Below are 24,511 nucleotides of genomic sequence, written 5' to 3'. Positions count from 1 at the left end.
TTCCTTCTCTAAGAGGATATACAATAATGCACAGAATACCTCGTATACATCTACTGTCAGGGGAGAACGCTCTTTTTTGCTGATGAGCAACAAAAGTTAAATCTCATGAAATACTTCTTAACTGATGTCACTCAAGTAAGTTTTTCTCATTCCAGATTGCTACTCAGTAGATTGCTCTTGAGCTTGAGTTGACGATCAGAATACAGGAAAAAAATCGGGCTGTAGATTCAGACAGCAACATCGTTGATTGTGTGTTTATCCTATCAACAGTAGCTTGTTTGATATATTTGTTTCAGTGTGAGAGAACTTGGGAAATGAATGATTCATTACTCCCTATCTTTAACAAGATAGATAGAATTGCAGAGGATAAATTTGACTCAATCGCCGTTATGTTTGAGGAACAGTCTCAGACTTACTTGCAACTTAAACAAACTTCGACGCGTATCGCACATTATTTATTTAATGAATTTGGACAAAAAAATCGAAGCGGCGTAATAGCGGTATATCTGGATCCCTGCCTTCATTTACCCACTATTTTTTTGGCAATCATGAAAGCTGGTTTTACCTATGTTCCCCTTTCAGACTTTCATCCGTTGGAAAGAATAGCGACTATTATTAACGACTCATCATCCTTCTTGGTAATCACTTCCCGAGAAATAAATCAGCGTAACAATCTGACAAGCCTGAGCAAAACCGTTCAATTTATAGAAGATCTGATGGCATTGCCGGAAAGCTTGCCTCCTTGCGCATTGCCTGACGTTGCTGCTGATGACCTCGCCTATATCCTCTATACTTCTGGCTCAACTGGCACCCCGAAAGGCGTGCTGATTGAACATGCTAACATGGATTACTATCTGAATTGGTTCAATGAAGATTTATGGCCAGTGACTCGCACCAGGCTACCATTAACTGCATCGCTTAGCTTTGCGGCCGCAGTCACGCAACTTTATGCTCCTCTGTTACGAGGCGATACGCTGCATATTCTACCCAAAAACATTCTTCAACAGTATCCGGTATTGTTGAATTGGTATCGACAATATCCGGACGGAGCACTTTATTGCGTTCCCACCATTTGGGAAGAATTACTAAATTATGTTCGGCAGCAATGTGACACCGATGCCCAACTGCTGCCGAAAACCGTGTTTTTATCAGGCGAGGTGGTATCAAACAATCTCAAAAATCGCACTTTCCGCGAGGTGCCGGATATTTGTTTATTTAATTTATACGGTCCAACAGAAGCAACAGCGAACGGTTCGTTCAGTCGGCTATGGCCAGAAAATTCTGTCACTATTGGTAATGCGTTACGCGGCAGCGAATTACTGATCGTTGACGAGCAATGTCTGGAAGTAGAGCCGGGCGAAGTGGGTGAAATTTGTATTATGGGCGATGGAGTCTCCCGGGGATATATAAATCGCGAAGACCTGACGCATCAACGTTTTTATAAGGTTGAACGTCAGGGCCGCACTTGGCGGGTGCATCGTACGGGGGATTTAGGCAAAATGCTTAATAATAACGAAGTACTTTATCTGGGCCGTTGTGATCAGCAATTTAAAATCAATGGGGTGCGCATCGCAGCTGAAGAAATTGAACATGCATTGATCTCCCATACGGGGATCGCAAAAGCCATCGTGCGCTGCGATGATAGTTTGACCACGCCCAGAATCATTGCTTATCTTGTTGCTACGCATGTGCGTATCGCCGAAACGGAATTACGCCGTTTCGTGTCGACAAAACTGCCTACGGTCATGGTTCCAGCTTGCTTTATCTATTTGAATGCGATTCCTAAATTGCCGAATGGTAAATTGGACACTCACCGTTTGCCGAAACCTTCGCCGTTGCGCCCTTCCCTTGCGATACCCTTTGTCAGTGCGGCGAATGAACTGGAACAGGAAATCATTGATATCTGGCAGGATGTGCTGGGCATCGTTAACCTGGGCGCAAACGACAATTTCTTTGAGCTGGGTGGTAATTCATTGAAAATAATGCAGGTTCGCTATCGCATTCGTCATCAATTGTATGCTGATATTGATTTCGACTGTTTCTTTGCGAATCCGACGCCACGGATGTTGGCGAGCGTTGTGCCTTATTACAGCAACAACGATATTGTCCGCCATGACGATAAGGATGAATCGCAGGGGATCTTATCTTCCCAGCAACGCTATTTCCTTACCTTGGAGTTGATGAACGAAAATTTGGGGCTGTACCAAATCTATTGTGCCATTGATATCCATGGCAGCATTAATAAAAGCGCTGTTAACCATAGTGTGTCACGCATCCTTGAGCAAAACGCAGTGTTGCGCACTCAATTTGATCTTAATAGCGACCCGATTTGTAGCCGAATCGTACCCGTATCAGCAGTGAATGTTCCTCTTCTGAATGTGGTGTTGCCTGAAGAACGCCCTTTACGTGACAGAGTGTTGCTTGAGATAGCGTGTCGTGAGTTAGCAGGTTTTGAACAATCGCCATTAGCAGATTTCTGGCTACTTGAGAACGCGCCGGAGCACCATGTTCTCTTGTGCAGAGTGCATCATACCCTTTTCGATCATGATGCTATCACACCTTTCTTTCGGCAGTTTGTCAGCTATTATCAGGCATTCCTGGCTGGCGATACCATGTATCGCATTAAAGCGGACTGGCAATATGCCGATTATTGTCGCAAGCAACGCAAAGTTAATACCTCTGAGCAATGCGTTAAGGAAACGGAATTTTGGCGTCAAACATTAGCGGGATATCGCCGTCAGGGGGCGGTATCATCACCTGCCCTGCAATCTTCCCAATCGGAGGGCCACAACTATCTGGTGACGCTGAATGCTGAACAGAGCGCTCAGTTACGACATTTTTCTCAACAAAATAATGTTACGCCATTTATTACATTGTTGACATTATTCAGTCTGGCTTTACAAAAAACAGCTTACTGTAATCAGCCGATTGGTATTCCGACTACAGATCGCGTCTCACAAGAGGATGCGGATACTATTGGCTGTTTCGTCAATATGACCAGTTTCTTTATCGATATTAATAGTGAAGAGCCTTTTAATCATTTATTAACTCGCTGCAAAAAGCATGTGTTTTCATTGCTGGAAAACCAACATTTACCTTATCAGGACATAGTTAATGCATTGCGGCATTCGCCTAATAAATCCCTGTTGTATTTTTCGACAGGGTTTAATTACTTAACGACGCTTCCAGAGACAATAAACATCAATAACTGTCAGTTAAGCATCAATGAGATATACAGCCATTATTTTAAGCTGGACTTAACTTTACTTATCCAGGACGCCGAAAGTTTTACGCTGTGTTTTAATTATAATCCGCAAGTATTCTCTGAAGGTAATCTCAAAGCGTTATCCAAAGAATATCTTGCGTTGCTGCTAAGGATTGGGGATTGGCTGGCAGATCATGCAGAGGATCGTTAGAGTAACGTTTGAAATTAAGGTTGTTTTTTGAGCGACCACACAGTAATGCCAGTAACTTCCGCTATTCGCACATAGCCGACTGTTTGATTAGATCTCGTAGATCATCAATAGTGTCAGATCGAGTCTTAGTTGGTACAACCAAATCGTTTTTGTCCAGAAGTGAGTCAGAGCAAGTTGCCTGATTTGGTCACACCATAAAATTGAAACGGGTAGATTGCTTCTAATCAATTCAAATAATGCCATCGCGCTTCTGGCATTATTTTTTGTCTCGGAAAATGAATTACGCATTGATCTTATGATTTCCATTCATTAGCGTGGTCAGACTTATCGATGATCCGGTCGCTTGTGAGGATCACCTTCGGGCAGCGACACTCACACTCCCGTAGCCTGCAAGGGAGTACACATTGTGTGGTACATCTGCCCACCTTTGGAAGCAGATATCATCGTTGTCGATGATGAAGGTTATTTAATCCACCCTGGCACGATGCCAGTCACCCGGACGGGGAACAGCTTCCCGTCGGGCAGAGGTTCTCCGTCTTTTCTATTTTTACAGGAGAACATGATGCAAAAAAGTGAACTCATCATGCTGGACAGTCCCGCGCTGTCTGCGGCGTTTCCCGGCAAAAAACCGCTGGAACGGTTGTTTCTGGGGTTTTTGATTGTCAATACCGCTTCAACGTTATGCAAAGATTACCCGTCTGAGCAATGGACAGGCCAGCAGGTGTCTGAATCGCTGGCCTATATGGTGCCGACATCAGCGAAAAACTATCCGGTTTACCTGTCGGACAGGCAGTTAACGGTGACACTCTCGGCTGATGCCTTCGGGCTGGCGGTGACGTCAATCGTGCTTGCCCGTATCGCCGCGCTGAATGAGCTGAATGCAGATGCTTGCCGGTTTCGCGAATTACGGAAATATGTGGATCAGCATCCGGAAAACGCGCTGATAGGGTCAGTCATGACATTGGGACCCCACGAGGACTTTATCAGTCCGTCATTAATCGAAAATCAAAATAATCACGCCCACTGACGTTACCAGCCCATGATGCTGTTAACCCTTTTCTTAAGCGCCTGACCAGGGAGCCGAAAACACCTTCCCGGTCTCGGGCGGGTGTTTTCTTTATTTGACCTCAAATCAAGGAAATACAAATGAACCCCATTTTTTTACCGGCACCGGATAACACCGGTGTTGAATTACGTGAAGACATTTTTACTGTTCAGGTCACCGGCCTGATGCAGCACCCACAAAGGCCATTGTCCCTGCGGGAAGAAACCCTGGCCGTGTGCGAAGCGGCTTCAGTCACCGAAGCGGTGCAGCGCCTGAAAGTTATCCATTTGCTGGGCGACTGGCCGGTGCCGGAACCGTTATCTCATCAAACGAAGGGCATTTTTTTCCCGCTGACCGTCATGATTTATGACGCCCGGGATGAAAAAGTGCTCGGTGGCCGGTTTTATGACGAGATTGTCTGGGCGCAGCCGGTGACGCTGGCCTCAGAATGCCTGTCACTGGAAAAGCGACAGCAGCAGTTATGCCAGTCAGCCGCACTTGAGCAGGGCTGGCAGAATACGCAGGCGGCCTGGGTATTGTGGCATGAAGCGCACTTACTGTCGCTGCATGTGGTTTCACCCGGTTATCAACAGTGCCGTGAAGTGCAGGCTATTCTCCGGCATGGCACGACAGTCAGCGTTAATGCGTGAGGTATGACGATGGCACCTTTACGTTTAACCGCCTGGCAGGTGATTGCCGGTCTGTTGCTGAAGCGGCATTTTGGCCTGAACCTGGCTGATACGGCCCTGTGTGAAGCGGACACAGTGGCGGAACTGATGGCCCGTGGCGTTCAGCCTTTTGAAGCTATCAACGCGTTAGTGGATAAATACGATTTAACCCGGCTAAATGCGCAGGGTATGCAGGGCAGTACACCGTACCTGGGGATTTATGATGAGCTGAGGGTGCTTTTCGACTGCGGGATTACCGAGGCACTGCTCAGCCAGGACAACGAGACACCGTCCGAATAAACCCATTTTTCAATCACCCATCGGGGGAACCGTGCCCTGATGGCGCGCTTCCTCCGGTTTATGTTTATCAATCCAATGAGGAGCCTGACCATGGCAGAATGGTATACCAATCAACTGGACATCACCGGCAAGTCGGTGTGTATTGACGTGATGCAACAATGGGTCTGCGGTGAAGAAATTCCCCGCTACCGTCAGGCCGTGCTGCAAAGCCTGCGGTTATTTCTCGCCGGCTGTGCGGGGATACTGAAACCCACCAAACCACAAACCTATACACCGTATCCGGCGTTAGTGCATGGTACAGCGGCACCGACAGCGCAGAACCTGGCTTTTGACCAGTGGCTGGCATTGTTGCAGGATAATGTGCCGTTAAACAGCGACAACATTAAACGGATAGATAACCTGTATCGCCAGTCCAGTCTGAGCCTGGTACGCTGGGAAAACATCCCGGCGCCGGCGCGTGATATTATCACCCGTCTCCTGACCCGCCAGTATACCGACTGGTTTGGGATGGTGGGCTGGTCTGAGACACCCGATATCGGCGCGTGCTGGGATAAGCTGAACGTTTATCCAGAGTCGGCACAGCCCTGCGATATGCTGATGATAATGCCAACCCGGCTGGCGACGGAGATTAACGGTAACAGTGGCTTACTAAAAGGGATTGCGACGGCGGCGCAGTTTTACGACGCGCAATACGGTATGGAATGGCCGTTGGGTCACCATGTTCGCTGGGAGCGCCGCCATGTCAGCAGCTTAACTGTGCGTTTTGATTCTCCCTGGGCTCCGCCTTCAGCCGAACTGATGGGGGAACTGTCATCGGTGTTTGACTGTGAAATCCGCCACGGGTACAGCGAACCGTCAGGCAGCCTCAAAGGCTACGATTGCTATGACCAGGGCGAGCATGTGGACAGCGGTAATGGACTGTCAGGACGGGAAAACCGGCCGGCGCTTTATCTGGTCAACGAGGAAAAGCAGGCTATGAACCTGCCCGTGCCGGCCATCGCGGTCGGACAATAACGCGTTATTTAACCCATCATTACTTTATTGTTTTATCTTCACTTCAACCGAAAGGGGAAAACAGGTTCCCCTTTCGGAACGTGTTTTCCCCGTATTTTTTTGCAAAGAAAATACGTGATGGCATCACAACCGAATCACCAGAAAGCCTTTATCGCTTTGTTTAACCAGACGGCGCGTTACCACGGTCGTTATCAGGTTTTTCAGGATTTTTGCAATTGTACGATGGCAGCAATACATAACCGGTACTGTTACAGTGAGGCGCTGGAGCAGTATTACCTGAAAACCCTCAACAAGTACGAACGGGAAGATGTTGACCGGATTGTGCAGTTGTTTTCCTGTACCATGCTTGGACTGGCGCAGGAACCCTGTGATTTTCTTGGCAGTGTGTTTATGCAGCTGGGATTGGGCGATAAAGCCCTTAATCAGTTTTTTACCCCCTGGAGCGTGGCCAGAATGATGGCGGAGATGCAGTTGCAGGATATCTCTGCACGTTTGCAGGCGCAACCCTTTGTGACCCTGTACGAGCCGGCTTGTGGGGCGGGCTGTATGACACTGGCCGCTGCCGACGTTTTGAGAGAGCTGGGGCATGACCCGTTATGCAGCCTGTGGGTGTCGGCGATTGATATTGACCCGCTGGCCGCCGTGATGGCTTACATCCAGCTTGCCCTGGCCGGCATTCCGGCCGCGGTCACTATCGGCAATGCGCTGGATAATGGCGGCAGCAAACGGACACGTTATACGCCGGCGCATTATCTGGGTAACTGGCCGCGCCGTTTACGGGCGCATAAACAGTCCCCGGCAACCTGAATTTTTTCAGCTTCTATTCTCTTGTTCTCATGCGCCTTTCGGGGCGCTTTCTTATTTTTGAGGGGTGTTAATGCATTGATTTATAATTAAAATTAAGGTGGTTCGATAAGTGAATCTATGAATGAATCGAGTCAGTTTAATTTTCATTTCCGCGTAAAGAGTTTTTCCTTGTTTCAGGCTGGGATTCACCGACACTGGGCTCAATTTGAACCCAAAGAGGAAAAGCCATGTTCCAGCGTTTTAAATCGCATTTTGTCCGCCAGTCTGCCACACCGCAACAATCATCCGCACTACCGGAAACCCTTCGTGACAGCGGGGGGTATTTCCGGCCGCAATCAGTGGATGAGTTACTGGCCACCTCCCTGCGCCGTCAGTGTCTTCAGCAATTATGGCAAAACAGTGCCTTGCCGGAAGGGTTGTATCAGCGTTTTTATCTTGCGCCGGTGAAGCAATTGCTGGGCAGTGTGCAGCAAATTCCCGCAGTTCCGGCGGGTGAATGGTCCAGGTTGGGGGGATTTGCTGACCTGACACTGCAATTGACCACCTGTGCCGTGCGGTTAGCAAAAGGGCATCTGTTCCCGCCGGGCGCGGCACCGGAAACGCAGGCCGCCCAGAGCCTGTTATGGCAGGCGGTGGTGTTCTGGGCAGCGTTGTTTTACCACCTGCCGTTGTTGCGGCAGCTCGAAGGGGAACTGGAAGACGGGCAGGTCTGGCAACCGGGCATTGGTATTCCCGACAAACCGTTTCGTTTCCGGTTTCGCGCACCGGAGAACATACCGTCGGTTCCGCAGGAAGTGTTGCTGGCTGCCTGTCTGTTACCGGAAAAAGCCATGATGTGGCTGGTGACCGTACCGGAGGCCTGGCATTGTCTGATGCAGCATCTCAACGGGCGTCCTTCCACTGTCCCGCTGATAGAGGCATTGCTTCAGGAGGCTGCCGGGCAGGTTCATTCTCCGTTGGTGAAACGGGCGGTTTTGCCGACAGCAGCCGAAACGGTTCTGGCTTCTGAAGCGGATACAAGGCCGGAAGCTGTTTCCGCAAATGAAATGAAAAATCCCTCGCCATCGACGGCTGACGATACCCAGACGTTATTGTCATTATTTCAATCCAATGATGAATTTTCATTGTCTATACATGCAAATGAGAATGATAACGATTTAAAAATAAGCAAACGCACAGGCAGGCTGCCAGAAAATAGGGTTCCTGCCGGGGAGACGTTGCCATGATATTAATAATGAAATAATTTCAATTTGTGATTGATTTTTAACGGAATGATTAACGGCTTTTTCTATTGAAAAGCCGCTGGGTTGTGTTGTTGATAACAGGAAAAAACTGATGCACGGAACAGAAGAAACCCTCAGTTGGGAAGGGCTATTAGAAGAATACTTTTTTTCACATATCCTGAGACCGGATACCGAATGGAGTTATCGTAAGGTCACACGGGGTTTTATCCGGTTTATGGGGGAAGCGGTATCACCCGCGCAGATTATTCACCGGGATATATTGCGGTGGCGGCGCCATCTTCTGGTGGAGAAAAAACAGTCGAGCCACACCTGGAATAATAAGGTGTCTCACCTGCGGGCGATCTTTAATTTCGGTATGGAGCAAAAATTGCTGCCCCACACCGAAAACCCGTTTAACAACGCGGTGGTTAAAAAAGAGAAGAAAAAGAAGAAGATCCTGAGCCCATCGCAGATAACCCGTATTAATCTGTTGATGGGAAAATTTGCTGAAGAAGAACGGACTGGGGGGATACCACGGGGAGGGCGGTGTGCCCTGTATCCGACCTGGTATTGGTCAACGGTACTGGCGACATTGCGCTTTACGGGGATGCGCCAGAACCAGTTACTGCACCTGCGGTTGCGGGATATTAACCTGGAAAGCAATTATATTGAACTGGGACTGGAAGGCAGTAAAAACCACAGCGAATGGGAGATACCGATTATCCCGCAACTCAAACCCCGGTTGGCACAACTCGTGGCAAGGGCGGTGGCTGCCGGGGCGGAAGGCAACGATCCGATTTTCGATCTCAGTCGGTTAAGTGTGCCGCACCCCAGCCGGCTTTCCCGTTACCAATATGATATCAATCGGGAAAAACAACAGCTCCGTTCTTTCTTTCGTCGGCTGTCCAGGGAGTGTGATTTCGCGGTTTCCCCCCACCGTTTTCGTCATACGGTGGCCACGACATTGATGAAATCACCGGATCGTAATCTGCCGCTGGTGAAAAGGCTACTGGGGCACCGTAATGTGGCGACCACGATGGAGTATATCGATCTCGATATGGAAGTAACGGGGAAAACACTGGCGCGGGAACTGGGGTTGTATACCGATCGTTCTGATGAGAGTGCCGGTGAGAAGGAATAAAATGGATTAAAAAGGACAGGGCGAGTTTCAATCAGGGTTTAGGAGGATGGAATGGATTGAACTGCCCTGCATCAACAGGGAGGGTATAAAAAGATAATTGATACCGGACTGGCATCCCGCGAAGTTTACACCTCACTTGACATCAGAATCAATTACTGAAATCATTACCTTAAACAAGAAAAGGGTAACTGAAAAACAGTCACCCTTAAACCTTGTCTTAAATGTTCTTCTCGACTAAACAGTACAAATTGAACTGATTAGTATTTAACATTTAATTAACGATTGATTCTTTTTTGCGCTTTTGTCAGGAAATTTAACAACCTACGACAAACCCGCATGGAAACTTGGTGCCGGAGGCGGAATCGAAAAATATTATAACTTGTTGAATAATAAAAGTATATAACCTGACTTTCCTTTTATGCCCCTTTTAATGCCCCCAGATTTTTTTGCTTGTTTTTTCTTTCTTATCTGACTGATTTTAATTATTTATCTTACTTATTGCGTTCTTTTTAATCATCTTAAAGCAAAAAAGCCGTGAGGGTTAAAAATGGTCAAATCTGACTGTCATTTCACACTCAGGGCTTGAGATAAAAAATTATCATTTTTACGACATCGATCACAAATTACAGCGGGTTATTCCTGTGGTTTACTGCGAATTTTACGCTCAATCAGTTGACCCTGTTTATCAAAATAGCGGCTGGGCCAGATTTCTGAGGGATGGATACCAAGATAGTTCGCAATGATCCATTCGCCTTTAGGCCACTGTCTGCTGAGTGCATTTGCTAGGGTTGATGAACTGAGTCCCGTCTCACGGGAGAGCGCCGCTAAGGTTGTACCACGTTTACGTAATGCTGCAATGATATCGGCCTGATGCCAGTCATTTTGAACATTGTTATTATTCATTCCTGCTACCCCTTCCATTAATTAATATTGATGGTGGTGATTCAAAGCAGGGTTAGCAGACCGGAGTACCCACCGGCGAGGCCGAAGCCTCCCCTGCCTGAACCACCATTGAAAGGGTGATAGCAAGCGCACTGGCAGAAATATTCTACCAGTGTTTGGGTACACAAGGCTGCTAAACCTTGACCACTAGATTTTGCTAATGGCAGGAATACTTTAACTGATTGTTTTATCTAACTCAATAACTGAACGGCTAAGTTTAACAGCTATAAACCCGCTCTACATAACGCCCGCGACCATCACCGTGCCCCAAATCCATTGAAACCAATGCCCTTGCCTCCTGACGACTAAAACCATTCTGTTGGTAATAATTCAGTGCATCCTGTGCCCATGCATAGCGCAAACTATGGGGAGAATGGCAGCCTGTTAAACCAATCTTTGTGGTATGTGTCCGCCAGTAGTTCATGGCCTGCTTGAGATCGGGTTTATCAATCAGCCTGCCGCCACGTTGTTCTGCAATAGTAATGGCCTGTTCGACAGCCTCTTTTACCGCTGCGATATCCAGTACACGGGTTTGTCTTGGTCGGCCACCTTTTGTACCGAAGACAACATGCAGTTTCGGCTCTGGTTGATCTAATTGTTTTCGCCAGCTTTTCAATGAAGCACTGCATTGCACCGCTTCCTGAGAACGTAATCCCAGTAAGCGGGCAAGTTTCAAGGTGACGGCAAATCCGGCATCACGTTCACGTGCTTTCTGATAAACAACCTGAAACGTAGTATCAGGGATCGCCTGCTTAGTTCCGGCGCGGCTGGTGCCGCTTAATCCCAATGCCTGATTGCTCAAACGCGGCGAGGTTTCCAATTTTTCCCGGCCTGCCATGCGGAAGATATTACGCAGTGCGGACATTTCATTTTGCACTGTGCGCTTAGCAATCCCCTGAGATAAACGGGCATCAACGTAATGCTCTACATGTTTGACTTTCAAATTATTGAGGCTTTTGACCTGAATATTCAGGCTCAGTAACAGCGCGCCCAAACGCCCAGCGATCCGAATGCGATCATGGCAGGTTTTATGACTACCGCCGCCTTGCCGGGCAAAAAATTTTAATTCCTTAATCAATCGACTCATTAGCTTCTCCCGCGACCTATACCTGACAACATGCAATCTCTGGCGCGCGACTATTCTGGCAAAACAGAAAAACCTGCTTTGCCCTTGATCGATATCTGTGCGCCAGAGTGAACACAAGTTGAGGTATTGCGGGGTATCGGTTGAGTACACGGTACTGCCGCCTGCATAAACAGGTCATCCCCACCGGCAAAAAAGCCAGCCTCGATATCGTCAAGTTCTCCTTTTTCAATCTAAAAATGCAGTGCCAGATTCACTGCGTGGTGAAGCAGGCCTGAGTCTGTCAGGGTTGTGTTGTGCTTTGGCTGCGGCGTCACTTTCAACGGTAACCCGCAAAAAGTGACGCCTTGAGTTTTCGAACAATCAGCAAAGACTATGCAAGCGTTGAAATACCAACGGGTACAGCAAAACGCCGCCAGATTCAATGTCAAACGGTAGTCATGCGTTAATGGTTTAGCGGTAGAAAAATTGTCTATTGAATAATTCAAACAGGGATAGATAAAAGTATGAACGGATGTGCAAAAGCCATCCTGTTGTTCATTGAAGATAAATAGGATTTATGTTGATTTGAAAAGTCAGTGTATGAACCTACGTTCAACACGCCTTCGGCGACAAGGTAAAAACACCTTTTGGGCGTATTTTTAGTTTAAGAAACCTTCATTACCAGACAAGGGGTTTATGTCTGACAATATCTGCTTCCAAAGGTGGGCAGATGTACCGCAATGCTTGCTCTCCCTTGCAGGCTACAGGAGTTTTCATTCGCCACCCGAAGGCGATCCTGACAGGCGAGGGATCATTTTTGTAGAGAAAGATATTAACGGTCAGACAGGCGAGAGTCAAACCATTAACTATTCCTGCCAGCCTGATTTTTGCCTGAATTACCGTGCATATTCCGATAATCCCCCTATATTCTGCCAACACCCGCCAAAAACTGGATTTAATTCGTTAATTAATTTGATTGATTAATGTGTAGAATAAATGTGCTTTGCTGTTCAACCACGCATTTTATCTCGCTGAGATTCAGCATGATACCGAAGCCTAATTGATAAAACACAAGTTAAATTCAATGAAAAACAACAAAGAATCGCTTTATCTAAAAGAGCGCGCTTACCTGCGAGAGCTGGCTGAGCACATCGCGAAAGAGTCACCGCATCTGGCTGAGTTTCTGGTTTCCTCTCATGACCCTGATATTGCCCGTGTTTTCGAAGCCTTTGCGTTTTTGATTGCCAATCTGCGGGACAAGCTGGAGGATAATTTGCCCGAAATTGTTCACGGTATTCTCTCCCGTATCTGGCCGTTAGCCCTGTGTCCTATTCCACCGACGACAATAGTACAGTTTACGCCCACAGATGATGAACATCAGGGCACTGCCGAGATCCCGATCAGTACATCGGTGTCTGCCAGCCTTAACGGGCAGTTGATCAACTTTAAAACCTGCCGCCCTTTGCATATTGAACCGTTGATTATACAGGCGCGCGCAGTCAGGAAAACGGGCACTCACAGTGAAATCATCCTGACACTATGCCAAACCGGCACGGCGTCTTCTTTCTGGCAAAGCGGAGCCTTATCTTTTTTCCTTGGCACCGATACGGAGCGCGCCGCCCAGCTCAGCTTGTGGCTGGATCAACATATCTGTGATATCAGCCTGAACACACAGGGTGAGCGGCGAACAATGAAAAGTTTTCCTGATGGCTGGCATGGCTTGCTTGACGAACCGTTGCTGCCCACCGCCCAAAGTCCCTATTCCGGCCTGCAACCGTTGGTGGAATATTATGCGTTGCCGGCGCTTTATAACTTTGTCACGCTGGATATCAGCAGCAGTTGCGCAAAAATCCCGCTGAATGATGATGGCACGTTTGAGCTGATTTTGCGTTTCGGGGGTGAATTGCCGCTGGATGATGTCGAGGGGGCATTTTGGTTGGGTTGTGTGCCGGCGATCCATCTGGAAAACCAGACCAGCCCGCCTGTCCGGTTGGAAGCCGGTAATCACCGCTATCCGCTGCCCTTGGGCGGTTCGGTGTGCTTGTATCGGTTGCGGGAGGTTCAGGTGGTGGTGCAGCCCGAAGACAGTGGGCAGCGTGGCGCACCTTATCACTGGCTGCCGATTGAGCAATTTGTTCCCGTCGGGCGTTTTTTCGATGACGATGCGCAGCCCGACACGTTTTACTACCAGCTTCAGACTGAGCAGGATTTTCTGGGCAGGATCCAACATCGGCTGTGTTTTTTTGATTTGACCGGTAAACCGGCAAACAATCTGCCGGAGATTGCTGTCTCGTGCTCTTTCATCGGCTACCATGAGCAGGCACTGATGCTGGCACAAAGCGCCATTACCGTGACGCCGGAAAGTGCCCCGTCCCATCTTGATGTGCAGAATATTATTCCGGTGGTGGCCGATTATCCCCCCTTGTTACAGGAAAATAACGGCTGGCCGCTGCTCTCCTGCCTCTCCAGTCCGCCGATGATGTTATTTGCCACCGACAGCCTGAAACAGTTTCTCCGCCTGTTTGACCCGCATAGCGAGACCAACCGTCCGCTGAGCCGCCAGTTCCGCCAACACATTGACGGCATTGTACAGGTGGAAGAGCGTCTGACTGACCGGATGCGGCGGGGGCGCCCCATTCGCGGGCATTTACTCTCACTGACGCTGAACCCTGATTGTTATCGTAATCAGGGCGAAATGTATCGCTTCTGCCGGTTAATCAATCAGGCACTGGCTTGTTTTATCACCCAATCTTCGTTTGTCATGCTGGAGATTTTTACGCCGGACAACAGTGAAGTGCTGTGGCAGTTCTGGCATGTCGATGGATTACGCCCGGCCATGTAAGACATGCATGTCATAACCGATAAGGAATAAAAATGAAAAGTGGATTACGTTTTACCTGCCACATCGCCGGTGTGCCGGAAGACACCTTTGCGGTTGGCGATTTTTCTCTACAGGAAGGATTATCCGAACTCTTTACCCTCAATCTGACACTGGTCAGAACGGGCAACCCGAATCCGTTTAAGCCACAGGCGGAGATTGATTTGGCCTCGCTGCTGATGCAGGAAGCGGTGTTGCAGGTTTTTTATGGTGAAACGGAGCAGCGCAAAATCACTGGCATCATCTCCCATGCGGACTGGGTGGGCACCGATGGTAATAAGACAATCTATTCCGTCACCGTGCGGCCTGCCTGCTGGCGGCTGACGCTCAATCAGGACAGCCGGATTTATCATCAGCAAAATGTGCCGACGATATTAAACAGCCTGCTGAAAAAACATCGGGTAAAAACCGATTCAAAACTCTACGATGTGCATCAGGACCGGGAATATGTGACCCAGAAGCGCGAATCCGATTATGCATTTTTCAGCCGGTTAGCCGCGGAAGAAGGTATCAGTTTCTGGTTTGAGGATGAAACGCTGTTTTTCAGTGACCGCCATCTGGGCATGACCGCTGGCTTACCGCTGCAATACCAGCCCCAGCCGGAAACCGCGCACGGGGTAGATACGATTTATCAGGTACGGTTAGGCGTCGGCATGAGCCCGCAACGCAGCCTGCACAAAGATTTCAACCCGGAAAACCCGCGCTATCATCTCTCCCATATGCACAGCAGCGAAGGCTTCCGCGATTTCGACAGCCAGACACCTTACACCGTGTTTGAAAGTTACGGACGCTTCCAGAAAGATGCCGCCGCCATTCCATTTTTAAAATACCGGCAGGAAGCGCTGGATAACCAGAAACAGACTGGCAGCGGTAGCAGTAACTGTATCAAACTGATGCCAGGTAAAATCTTCGAGATAAAAAATCATCCCCATAAACCGCTTAATGTGCGCTGGCAGGTGGTCGGTATCAGCCATCACGGGCGCTGCCCGCAGGCATTGGGAAATGATACCGGTGAAGGCACCATACTTTCCAACCAGTTCAGTTTTATTTCCGGTCTGGATGATTATCGTCCGCCTTTCCACTACAAACCGCTGGCAGATGGCGATGAAACCGCCATCGTGGTCGGCCCGGAAGGCGAAGAAATCTTCGTCAATAAAGACGGGGCGATTAAAGTCCATTTCCACTGGAACCGCTATGACCAACCCGATGATAGCGCATCGTGCTGGGTACGCGTGGCTCAGGGCTGGAACGGTAACGGCTTTGGTTTTATGGCGATACCCCGCATCGGGCAGGAAGTGATTATCTCCTACCTGAATGGGGATATCGACCGCCCCATCGTCACCGGCTGTGTTTACAACGGCCTGAACCGCCCGCCGCTGGATTTGCCGGCAGAAAAAACCCGTACCACGTTTAAAACCAAAACCCACAAGGGTAAAGGCTTTAACGAACTGCGTTTTGAGGATGCGAAAGGCAGCGAAGAAATCTATCTCCACGGTCAGAAAGACCTGACCGCGCATATCGAAAATGATGCCTACTGGCATATCAAGCACGACCAGAAACAACGCATCGATAACAACCGTTACCACGATATCCGCGCTGATGACCATCATCAGGTCGCCGGTTCGCGCAAAATCACCACCGAAGGGGACGTGTCACACCGGATTGCCGGCAGCCAGCATATCCAGACTGGCGATGCGACCGTGATTGACAGCGGGCAGGAAATCCACCTGAAAAGTGGCGGCAAAGTCGTACTGGAAGCGGCAGCAGAAATCACCCTGAAAGTGGGCGGCAGTTTTCTCAAAGTTACACCGGGTGGCATTCTCTGCTCACCGATTAATGTTGGACAAGGTTCAGGCGGCAGCGGTCGCGGTATTTCACTGCAATTACCGGAAGGTGTGGAGCCATTGCCAATGGTGGAATTTCCGGTCAAAAAATATTGTGCATTGCAGGCTCAGGAGAATGCTGCCTGGGTGATTAAATCCCCGCAGGGAGGGCAGTCATGATTGATTCTATCCAAAAAACAAGCTGGGCAACCTGGCTGGGCGGATCTGACAAACCGCCAGTTTACCTGATGATCAACCCGCTTTCGGTGCCTAATCCTGTCAACACGCTCTATGTGAACAACTGGGTTGAACAGGCTTTTCCCCTGTATAGCGGTACATCGCTTGCTCACTTGATGGAGCAGGGGTCGTGGCTTATTCAGCCGAAAATGGACTGTCTGTCCATGTTTGCTAGTCTGCTCGACCACCACGCGTTCAGTGACGGCAGTTGGGGCTGGGCATACCGTAGCGATACGGGCTGGCAGGCACAACTGGATCACTGGCAACGTCACCAGCTCGTGACCCTGCGAGATGAACAGGTCGTCTTCCGGCTCATGGATACGCGTATTCTGCGGGTATTGATGCCCGCGATGCAGCCGACAGACTGGACATCTCTGCTTAACCCGATCACTGAGCTGATGGTGGATATGCCTGAACCGACGGTTTTTCTTCGACCGGCACAATGCCCGTTCAGCCAGATTGAACGCCCTTTTGTACTGGAGCCGCATCTGATTGCAGCGTGGGAGCAATCCGATTTTGCACTGGAAGGACTCGCAAAAACGCTGATGTATGAACTGTGGGAAGCACAGGGCGAACTGGCACTGAAACGGGATACGCCCGAAGGTACTTTGATCCGTAACCTTGAAAAATGGCTGCGTCAGCACCGCCAACAGGGTTCACGTTTACAGGCGCTGACCCTCCATGACTTTCTGGCAGGAAGCGAGATTGATGCACAACGTACTTAATCAATAAAGGATTAATCGAATGAGTGACACAGGAAGATTAGATTGTGTTCCCTGCAATACATTCAAACACTGGCTGGAATTTCAGTTATTGGATAATCAGGGCAAGCCATTAATCGGTATTCCCTATCACCTGAAAAGCCGGGATGGGGTGATCAAGGCCAATGGCGTGACGAATGGTCAGGGAATACTGCGGGAAGAAAATTTATCACCGCTTCCTATGACTCTGCATGTGGATGCGCAGAAATTGGCAAACCAATTGGTTGAAAAACCCGCTGTTGCAGCGGTGAAAAATGAACAAGCATCGGGTTCCTCCTCCGCGATTATGCCGGGCGAACTCAGTGATGGATTGCCGAAGATCGAAGGCTGGACAGAAGAAGCCCTGCAAACAAAATATTACACTGACCGCGAATATCCGGGCATCACGGTGATACCCGAACATAACCGCCGGCATGTGATAGCCGTCGAACGCATTGTGAAACCAGTATTTGCAAAATCCTGCCTGCAACCCGCGGGTTGCACCGATGCGGGCACAGAAACCGAGCCCGCAGCCAATTTTGGTCAATTGCAGGTTTACCTGCCAGCACCCGCAACGGCTTCTGCGGCGCAGAATAAAAACACGCCGCCATGGTATATGGTGCCGATAGGGTGGCTGCTTGATCAAGTGGTGCCACCGGCACAAGCCCATCCGCTGGTGTTTCAGGCAATGGAAACGCAGATGGCATTGGGTGCGGCAGTGGGTACGGCGAGTAATAACGATGGATCATGGGAAACCGAAAGTGCTCCGCCACTGATTTCTGAGAAAGAAAAGCTGTTCATGGCCGCCATTGTCTCTTCCACACCGACGGACCGGGCACAGTTAGCCTGGGGGGCTCTGAAACGGGCATTTGGCGCTGACAGTGACACGGCTCAACACCAGCTCGAAAGACTGAAACAATTGGCTGATCAAAAAGGCCGTGCAGAGACCCGTGTTCGCTATCGTTTTGTGGAGGATGAGAAGACCGGAAAAGTGAAGGTGGTTGGTTACCATACCCGCGAAGGAAGTGGTATGGATACGGTTAAAGTGCGTCATGTGAAGCAAACCGCACCGGGAACATACGAATTTCGGGAGGATGGCGCAGATTCGCCTATACTGGTCTGGTACACTAACGCGTCGTCAATGTATAAGGCATTATCACCGCAGGAATTACCTCAATATTTTAACCAGCGTGGTACGCCAATCAATGTCAACACCGTGCCGCTTGATGATCCGAGCATGACCGGTCAAACACCCGGCCTGGAAATCCCAGAGCAGCCAACGTGGCGGGACGGGATTATGGTCAACCCGCAGCAAGATCCGAATGAAATGGCGGGGAACAAAACAGAAACGCCAATATCGGATGGAACAGACCGCGGGCCAACGAAAACGACCACACCGGTACAGGAGAGTGATTTCCAGGATTATATTCTGGTTTTCCCGATTGAGGGCGTGCCGGCGGTTTATGTTTATTTGAGCGCGTCACTTAAAGGTAAAGATGCTATTGAAGCTGCTAAAAAATTAGGTTATGACCAACGAATTCCAGCACAGAAAGCACCTTTTAACTCTCATGGACAAACTGTGTTTTACAACAAAAAAACAAAAACTTATATCACACCAGATGTAGATGGACACAACATTACTAATGGTTGGAAAATGATGGATAAAAAAGGTAAAAGAATGGGTACTTATGATAGTGAACTAAATAGGATTAAGGATTAAATTATGTTTGATATTGTAACAAAAAATTCTGTTATTGAATTTTTCGGAGAGCCAGCTTTACCATCGTCAATCATTATTGATGATTTTAAAGAGGAATTCCATCTACCAATAACCTATTGGAATATACATGATTATAAAAAAAGTTGGCTGAAATCTCTTAAAGAAGGCCTATATAAAAAAGATCATGCTGCATTAGCTGTCTCTATGTATGAACCTAGTAGTGTCAATTTTATTTTTATATGGATAATTTATTTCAAAGAACAAGAGATTTTTATACAAAATCAAACTTTATTTATAGATAATTGCCCCAGTTTTTCTCCTGATAGAATAAATGATTTCATAGAGCCTCGCTATACAGAAACTGAGGATGGGAACAAAATATCTGAATGGAGAACAGATCTAAATAGTATATTGAATTTTTACAAAAAATTAGAAAGAGAACTTGGACTCATATGATAAGTACAATTTCTGAAAATGCGGTCAGTTAATGTAATAAGCATTTTATTCGCACAATCATTTTGATCGTTCAGATTGATACTGACGCGCTGCGCTTGTCTTCTCCGTGTTACCGGGCTAATACATTAACCCGGTAACACGGAGAGATGAGAAATACCTGCCAGAAAAAATATTTCCTCACCTGCTCCTCATTTTTCTCCTCACTTTTTATTTTACTCACTGCAAAAACAGGTGAGGAATTGATAATTTTTTATCCTTAAAAATCAATGCGTTTTGTGCTCCTCACTTTTTCCGTATATAGGCGTAAAAAGTGAGGAATTTGGTAAGGCACAAATTTCCTTTCCTCGCCGTTCCTCACTTTTTTACTCACTTTTTAATCTTCATTTCTCTGGTTAATGATGGTGAGTTCCTGCCCGTTGCGGGCAATCAAGCCATCCTGTTCTAACTTGGTCAACCAACGGCTGAAATTCTTCACATTCACCCCCATCGCTTTTAAATCATCACGGACAAGGGCAATACTGCAAGGCTCGTTCAAAGCAGTACGTGATCGGATGCACTGCCATAATGCTGTGTGGTTATCGCTCTTATTGGAAACATGACCGATTTCTTCCTCTTCAACTGGATCACGTGGCCTGTCAATCAGAGCCAGTGATGTAATATCTTCACCGTCTTTATCGGTAAAAAGTTCAACTACACGCATGTCATAGGCTTTGGTTTCCGGTTCTTCGGCATCTTTCATCTTGGTGCAGGTGATAACCAGCGCACCGCCTTTTTTCCCTTCCCGATTGATCCGGTATTCAACATCCAGCGCAGCACGAAAGGCACTGGAACCCCTTGCGCCTTTGCTTTCATCTTTACCGGAATGGTGAACCACGAGAATACTTGCCCCTGTTCTGGCTTTTAGTTCGTCACAGCCCCGGACAAAAGCGCCCATATCTTTTGAATCATTCTCATCAGCACCACCAAAACAACGGGCAAGAGTGTCCAGAATAATCAGGCGTACCGGTTCGCCTGTTTCAGACTCAACCTGCTGGGCGGCAATCACGAGTTCATGTACTTCGGCTGGTGAGGCCGGAAATACTGGGGTATTGATCAGATACATATTTTTAACTGTCTGACCGTTGACGATTTCCCATGCCTTGATGCGCCGTGGTACACCAATCCCGCCTTCGCCGACAACGTACAGCACAGAACCCTGAGCAACCTTTTTTCCTGCCCATGCTTTACCCGTGGCAATGTGACAACCCCATGCACCCGCCAGAAAACTTTTATATGACCCGCTAGCTCCGTAAATGCTGCATAAGGAATGTGCTGGGATGATGCCTTTAACAACATAGTCCAACTGAGCATCAAATCCTTCTGAGCCAACGGATACAGGGCTACAGCACCGTGTTCCCGTTTTATCAGCAGGTGCAATATGCCCTGCCGGGTGAACGCACGGAGGCATTGTGATGGAAATCCCTAAACCGCTGCACCGCCCCGACCAGCTGCGTGAAGCCGATGAAGCCGCGATTTACCGGGCCAACCCTTCCATTATCGATTATCTGCCCTGGGTGGAATATCTGGAAGACGGGCAATGCCTGTTGCTGGATGATGGTGTCTCTGTCGGGGCGATCTACCGCATCGAGCCTGTTGCCACCGAAGGGCGTCCAATGGAGAGACTGATTGAAATTCGGGATCAGCTGGAAGATGCGATCCAGGACAGTCTGGAAGAGGACGATATCTCACCGTGGGTGGTGCAATTTTTTTGTCAGGACGAAGATGATCCTGCGGCCTATCTCAATACATTACGGGATTACGTCAAACCCTGGGCGCAAGGGACCGCGTTTACGGCGGCTTTTCTGGCTGAATCTGAGCGCCACCTGAACAGCATTGCCCGGCCTGAGGGAATATTTCAGGATAGCCTGATCACCGGACAACCATGGCGGGGACAACAACGCCAGACGCGCATGGTCGTCTATCGCTGGCTGCCTGCTCACCAATCACAGGCAACCAACTCAACGTTATCTTCAGTGGCCGCACTCAACCAGGTCTGCGAACGACTGGTGTCGTCACTGGCGGCGGCGGGAATTGTGGCTGTCCGGCAGCATGGCGCGCAGATCCATCGTTGGTTGTTACGTCATTTTAATCCAGCCCCGGACTGGGGCATGGCAAAAGCCGATTTTTATCGCACGGTGAGTGATGAAACGCCTCCGCAGCCCGATCTCCCGATCCATAATGATTTTGCCGAAAGCCTGTGGTTTACCCCGCCGGTGTCTGATCCTGACAATGGCATCTGGTGGTTTGATGGCCTGCCACATCAAGCGGTGCCGGTTGAACGTCTGCGCCGCCCGCCGGTGCCGGGCACGCTGACGGGGGAAGTGAAACGGGGGGATAATATCAATGCCCTGATGGATATGATGCCGGCAGGCACCGTGGTTTCTTTGACCATCGTGGCGCAGGCACAGGATACGCTGGAAGCGGATTTTACCCGGCTGGCAAAAAATGCCGTGGGGGAAAATACCGAATCGGCGCGTGTCCGGCAGGATGTGCAGGAAGTCAAAGCTTTACTGGGACGACGCCATAAACTGTACCGCAGTGCGCTGATCTTTCTGGTGCGGGGCAACGATATCACTGACCTGAACCAGCGGGTGCATCAGTTATCATCAACGTTACTGACCGCCGGATTACAGCCGGTGCGACCGGAATTCAGTGTGTCCCCGCTGAATGCCTATCTGCGCGCTTTGCCGATGGGGTTTAATCCGCAGAAAGATAAAAAACACTGGTACAGCCGCCTGAGCTGGGTGCAGCATCTGGCCGGACTGATACCGGTGACCGGCCGTTCAACCGGCACCGGGCACCCGGGGTTCAGCTTCTTTAATCGCGGTGGGGCACCGCTGACCTTCGATCCGATGAATAAACAGGATCGTACCCAGAATGCGCATTTATTATTATTTGGCCCGACCGGGGCAGGCAAATCCGCCACGTTGTGCGCCTCCCTGGTGCAACTGATGGCGATCCACCGACCGCGCCTGTTTATTGTCGAAGCCGGTAACAGCTTTGGTTTACTGGCCGATTACTACGCCAGTCTGGGGCTGACGGTCAATAAAATCGGTATTAAACCGGGCTGTGGCGTGAGTCTGGCGCTGTTTGCTGATGCGCACCAGCTGCTGCAACTGAGTCCCGGACAACTGTGTATTCATGAAGCCGATATTCCGGATGCCGATGAATCGCAGGATGACGGGGATGAACAGCGTGATATTCTGGGTGAGATGGAAATCGCGGCCCGGCTGATGATCACCGGCGGTGAGAAAAAAGAGGAGGAGCGTTTAACCCGTTCCGACCGGGGTTTGATCCGCGAAGCCATTATGATGGCGGCACACACCAGCCATGCTGAGGGACGCCAGATGCTGGCCTCTGACTTACAAAATGCGCTGTATGCTATCGCCCGCAATCATCGGCAGGATGAGCATGGGCAACCTTTAATTACGGCACACCGACGGGCGCGGGCAGATGAAATGGCCGGCGCCATGTCGATGTTTACCCAGGGTTTTGAAGGGGAGCTGTTTAACCGTCCCGGCACCCCGTGGCCGGAAGTCGACGTCACGTTGATTGATTTGGGTACGCTGGCGCGTGAAAACTATTCGGCACAGATGGCGCTGGCGATGGTGTCACTGATTAACAGTGTGAATAATCTGGCCGAACGCGACCAGTATCAGGACAGAGAACTGCAACTGGTGATTGATGAAGGGCATATCACTACCACCAACCCGCTACTCTCCCCCTATATGACCAAAGTGGTGAAAATGTGGCGTAAACTGGGGGCCTGGCTGTGGCTGGCGACGCAAAACCTCGCCGATTACCCGGATACGGCTGAGAAAATGCTGAATATGGCCGAATGGTGGCTGTGCCTGACCATGCCCCCGGATGAAGTCGAACAAATCGCCCGCTTCAAAAAACTTAACGAAGAACAGAAAGCTGTCTTGCTCTCCGCCAGTAAATTACCCCGCTGTTATACCGAAGGCGTGGTGCTGGCGAAAAAAATCGAGGCGTTGTTCCGGGTCGTGCCCCCAAGCCTCTATCTGGCGTTGGGGATGACGGAAAAAGAAGAAAAAGCAGAACGGCGGGCGTTAATGCGCGAGCATCAGTGCAGTGAACTGGAGGCGGCGATGTGGGTAGCCAGAAAAATGGATGTTGTTCGGGGATTAAGGACTGATGTTGTGGAACACAATATAGCAAAAGAAACTGGCTGAGATAATCTGACTTACTGAGAGCAAATAATAGTCAAGATCCCAATGCCAGGATTGGGATCACTTTCAGGTGATTAGTCTTTGTATTTGAATTCTATACTCGTCTCCATTTTTTCAAAGTCAATTGTAATTAAACAACCCTGCCATACAGTTGTCTCTTGATTACGTTATCAGAGTTCATTACCCACTAAATACTCAATGTCTTTTTTCAAATTATCCAGATCTATTTTTGTTAATGGTATAATGATTCTTTGTTTTGGTTGATTATTGAATAATGTGCCTAATTCATTTTTACTACTACCTTTAATACGCAAACTCATTAAGGTGAGGAAGTTCCACAGGGCTGATTACAAAAGTTAACCCATTGCTACGTTGTTTCCAGACAAATCCGTAGCTAAATGTAAGATCATTCGGAACACAAAAAACGCATGGCCCTTTGATAAAAACTTCTTCCCAGTAGTCAGCTATTGCTCTGGCTTCTTCCCAGTCGGCTAAAAATTTACTGAGAGCGCGAAATGTTTTATTTTCATATTCCTGTTCATCATCTTCCGATGATACCAATTTGGTAAGAATTTCCTCTACCGTTGGCAGAAATTCCCAGCGATGATCTATTGCGCTTATCGTATATTTGTACCATTTATCAGACATACTTGCCTCCTTGTTGGCTTGTTTACACATGTAAATACCATCCTTACCTTTTGGTAGATACCCAATGAAAACACGCCACACTTTAAATAAGACGTGAAAATGTAGCTTATTGTAACATATTGATTAAATAATAATTATTTCATTTTATGAACTTAATT

19 protein-coding genes and 3 pseudogenes are annotated in these 24,511 nt (G+C 48.7%); 16 read left to right on the top strand and 6 right to left on the bottom strand.

The window, feature by feature from the left end:
• Positions 1-12 precede the first annotated feature (12 nt).
• Positions 13-150, bottom strand: a pseudogene (locus WDV75_RS06185) (IS5/IS1182 family transposase); the annotation flags it as partial.
• Positions 151-314: 164 nt separating this feature from the next.
• Between WDV75_RS06185 and WDV75_RS06180 the strand changes: the two are divergent.
• Positions 315-3,416 (top strand): AMP-binding protein, encoded by a 3,102-nt coding sequence (locus WDV75_RS06180; protein WP_273570505.1) that lies wholly within the window; start codon positions 315-317, stop codon positions 3,414-3,416.
• Positions 3,417-3,503: 87 nt separating this feature from the next.
• On the opposite strand, the gene WDV75_RS06175 is transcribed toward WDV75_RS06180, so the two are convergent.
• Positions 3,504-3,704: a hypothetical protein gene (locus WDV75_RS06175; protein WP_273570504.1), complete on the bottom strand. Its 201-nt coding sequence runs from the start codon at positions 3,702-3,704 to the stop codon at positions 3,504-3,506.
• 118 nt (positions 3,705-3,822) lie between these two features.
• Between WDV75_RS06175 and WDV75_RS06170 the strand changes: the two genes are divergently transcribed.
• From WDV75_RS06170 to WDV75_RS06140, 7 genes are all read left to right on the top strand, one after another.
• Positions 3,823-4,443: an antirestriction protein gene (locus tag WDV75_RS06170; protein ID WP_273570503.1), complete on the top strand. Its 621-nt coding sequence runs from the start codon at positions 3,823-3,825 to the stop codon at positions 4,441-4,443.
• 119 nt (positions 4,444-4,562) lie between these two features.
• Positions 4,563-5,111 carry a hypothetical protein gene (locus tag WDV75_RS06165; RefSeq protein ID WP_273570502.1) on the top strand — a complete coding sequence of 183 codons (549 nt, stop codon included), beginning with the start codon at positions 4,563-4,565 and terminating at the stop codon, positions 5,109-5,111.
• Between the two features lie 9 nt (positions 5,112-5,120).
• The gene (locus tag WDV75_RS06160; RefSeq protein WP_273570501.1) at positions 5,121-5,429 is read left to right on the top strand and encodes a TA system toxin CbtA family protein; all 309 of its coding nucleotides are present in this window, start codon (positions 5,121-5,123) and stop codon (positions 5,427-5,429) included.
• Positions 5,430-5,519: 90 nt separating this feature from the next.
• Entirely contained in the window at positions 5,520-6,443 is a 924-nt protein-coding gene (locus tag WDV75_RS06155) for a DUF1281 domain-containing protein (RefSeq protein ID WP_273570500.1), read from the top strand.
• 117 nt (positions 6,444-6,560) lie between these two features.
• Positions 6,561-7,250 (top strand): N-6 DNA methylase, encoded by a 690-nt coding sequence (locus WDV75_RS06150; RefSeq protein WP_273570499.1) that lies wholly within the window; start codon positions 6,561-6,563, stop codon positions 7,248-7,250.
• Between the two features lie 227 nt (positions 7,251-7,477).
• Positions 7,478-8,476, top strand: a complete 999-nt coding sequence (locus tag WDV75_RS06145) for a TraI domain-containing protein (RefSeq protein WP_273570498.1) — start codon at positions 7,478-7,480, stop codon at positions 8,474-8,476.
• Between the two features lie 109 nt (positions 8,477-8,585).
• Complete coding sequence (locus WDV75_RS06140) at positions 8,586-9,614, top strand: tyrosine-type recombinase/integrase (protein WP_273570497.1); 1,029 nt, start codon at positions 8,586-8,588, stop codon at positions 9,612-9,614.
• A gap of 633 nt (positions 9,615-10,247) precedes the next feature.
• Here the strand turns inward: WDV75_RS06140 and WDV75_RS06135 are convergent.
• Together WDV75_RS06135 and WDV75_RS06130 are read right to left on the bottom strand one after the other, a co-directional pair.
• Positions 10,248-10,517 (bottom strand): helix-turn-helix domain-containing protein, encoded by a 270-nt coding sequence (locus tag WDV75_RS06135; protein ID WP_273570496.1) that lies wholly within the window; start codon positions 10,515-10,517, stop codon positions 10,248-10,250.
• Between the two features lie 256 nt (positions 10,518-10,773).
• Positions 10,774-11,643 carry an integrase domain-containing protein gene (locus tag WDV75_RS06130; RefSeq protein WP_273570495.1) on the bottom strand — a complete coding sequence of 290 codons (870 nt, stop codon included), beginning with the start codon at positions 11,641-11,643 and terminating at the stop codon, positions 10,774-10,776.
• A 675-nt stretch (positions 11,644-12,318) separates the two neighbouring features.
• On the opposite strand from WDV75_RS06130, the gene WDV75_RS06125 reads away from it, so the two are divergent.
• The 6 genes from WDV75_RS06125 to WDV75_RS06100 all read left to right on the top strand — a co-directional run bounded on the left by WDV75_RS06125 (position 12,319) and on the right by WDV75_RS06100 (position 19,476).
• Positions 12,319-12,606 (top strand): hypothetical protein, encoded by a 288-nt coding sequence (locus WDV75_RS06125; RefSeq protein ID WP_273570494.1) that lies wholly within the window; start codon positions 12,319-12,321, stop codon positions 12,604-12,606.
• A 100-nt stretch (positions 12,607-12,706) separates the two neighbouring features.
• Complete coding sequence (locus WDV75_RS06120; protein ID WP_273570493.1) at positions 12,707-14,464, top strand: type VI secretion system baseplate subunit TssF; 1,758 nt, start codon at positions 12,707-12,709, stop codon at positions 14,462-14,464.
• A gap of 32 nt (positions 14,465-14,496) precedes the next feature.
• On the top strand, positions 14,497-16,503 hold the full coding sequence (locus tag WDV75_RS06115) for a type VI secretion system Vgr family protein (RefSeq protein WP_273570492.1): 2,007 nt from the start codon (positions 14,497-14,499) through the stop codon (positions 16,501-16,503).
• Entirely contained in the window at positions 16,500-17,285 is a 786-nt protein-coding gene (locus tag WDV75_RS06110) for a DUF4123 domain-containing protein (protein ID WP_273570491.1), read from the top strand. The genes WDV75_RS06115 and WDV75_RS06110 overlap by 4 nt, the downstream gene beginning before the upstream one ends.
• 19 nt (positions 17,286-17,304) lie before the next feature.
• A complete protein-coding gene (locus WDV75_RS06105; protein ID WP_273570490.1) occupies positions 17,305-19,020 on the top strand; it encodes an S-type pyocin domain-containing protein in 1,716 nt (571 codons plus the stop codon).
• A 3-nt stretch (positions 19,021-19,023) separates the two neighbouring features.
• Positions 19,024-19,476, top strand: a complete 453-nt coding sequence (locus WDV75_RS06100) for a hypothetical protein (protein ID WP_273570489.1) — start codon at positions 19,024-19,026, stop codon at positions 19,474-19,476.
• 373 nt (positions 19,477-19,849) lie between these two features.
• On the opposite strand, the pseudogene WDV75_RS06095 reads toward WDV75_RS06100, so the two are convergent.
• Positions 19,850-20,854: pseudogene (locus WDV75_RS06095) on the bottom strand (helicase RepA family protein); the annotation flags it as partial.
• Between WDV75_RS06095 and WDV75_RS06090 the strand changes: the two are divergent.
• Positions 20,848-20,928: pseudogene (locus WDV75_RS06090) on the top strand (TIGR03751 family conjugal transfer lipoprotein); the annotation flags it as partial. The pseudogenes WDV75_RS06095 and WDV75_RS06090 overlap by 7 nt on opposite strands.
• Positions 20,928-23,708 (top strand): conjugative transfer ATPase, encoded by a 2,781-nt coding sequence (locus WDV75_RS06085; protein WP_273570488.1) that lies wholly within the window; start codon positions 20,928-20,930, stop codon positions 23,706-23,708. The pseudogene WDV75_RS06090 and the gene WDV75_RS06085, both read left to right, overlap by 1 nt.
• 300 nt (positions 23,709-24,008) lie before the next feature.
• Here WDV75_RS06085 and WDV75_RS06080 read toward each other — a convergent pair whose 3' ends face one another.
• Positions 24,009-24,353, bottom strand: coding sequence for a hypothetical protein (locus WDV75_RS06080; protein WP_273570487.1), 345 nt, complete (start codon positions 24,351-24,353; stop codon positions 24,009-24,011).
• Positions 24,354-24,511: the final 158 nt, after the last annotated feature.

The organism is Xenorhabdus griffiniae, from assembly GCF_037265215.1.
GTDB lineage: Bacteria > Pseudomonadota > Gammaproteobacteria > Enterobacterales > Enterobacteriaceae > Xenorhabdus > Xenorhabdus griffiniae.
Note: the sequence above shows the minus strand (reverse complement) of the source record. Positions and strands in the feature narration are given on the sequence as shown.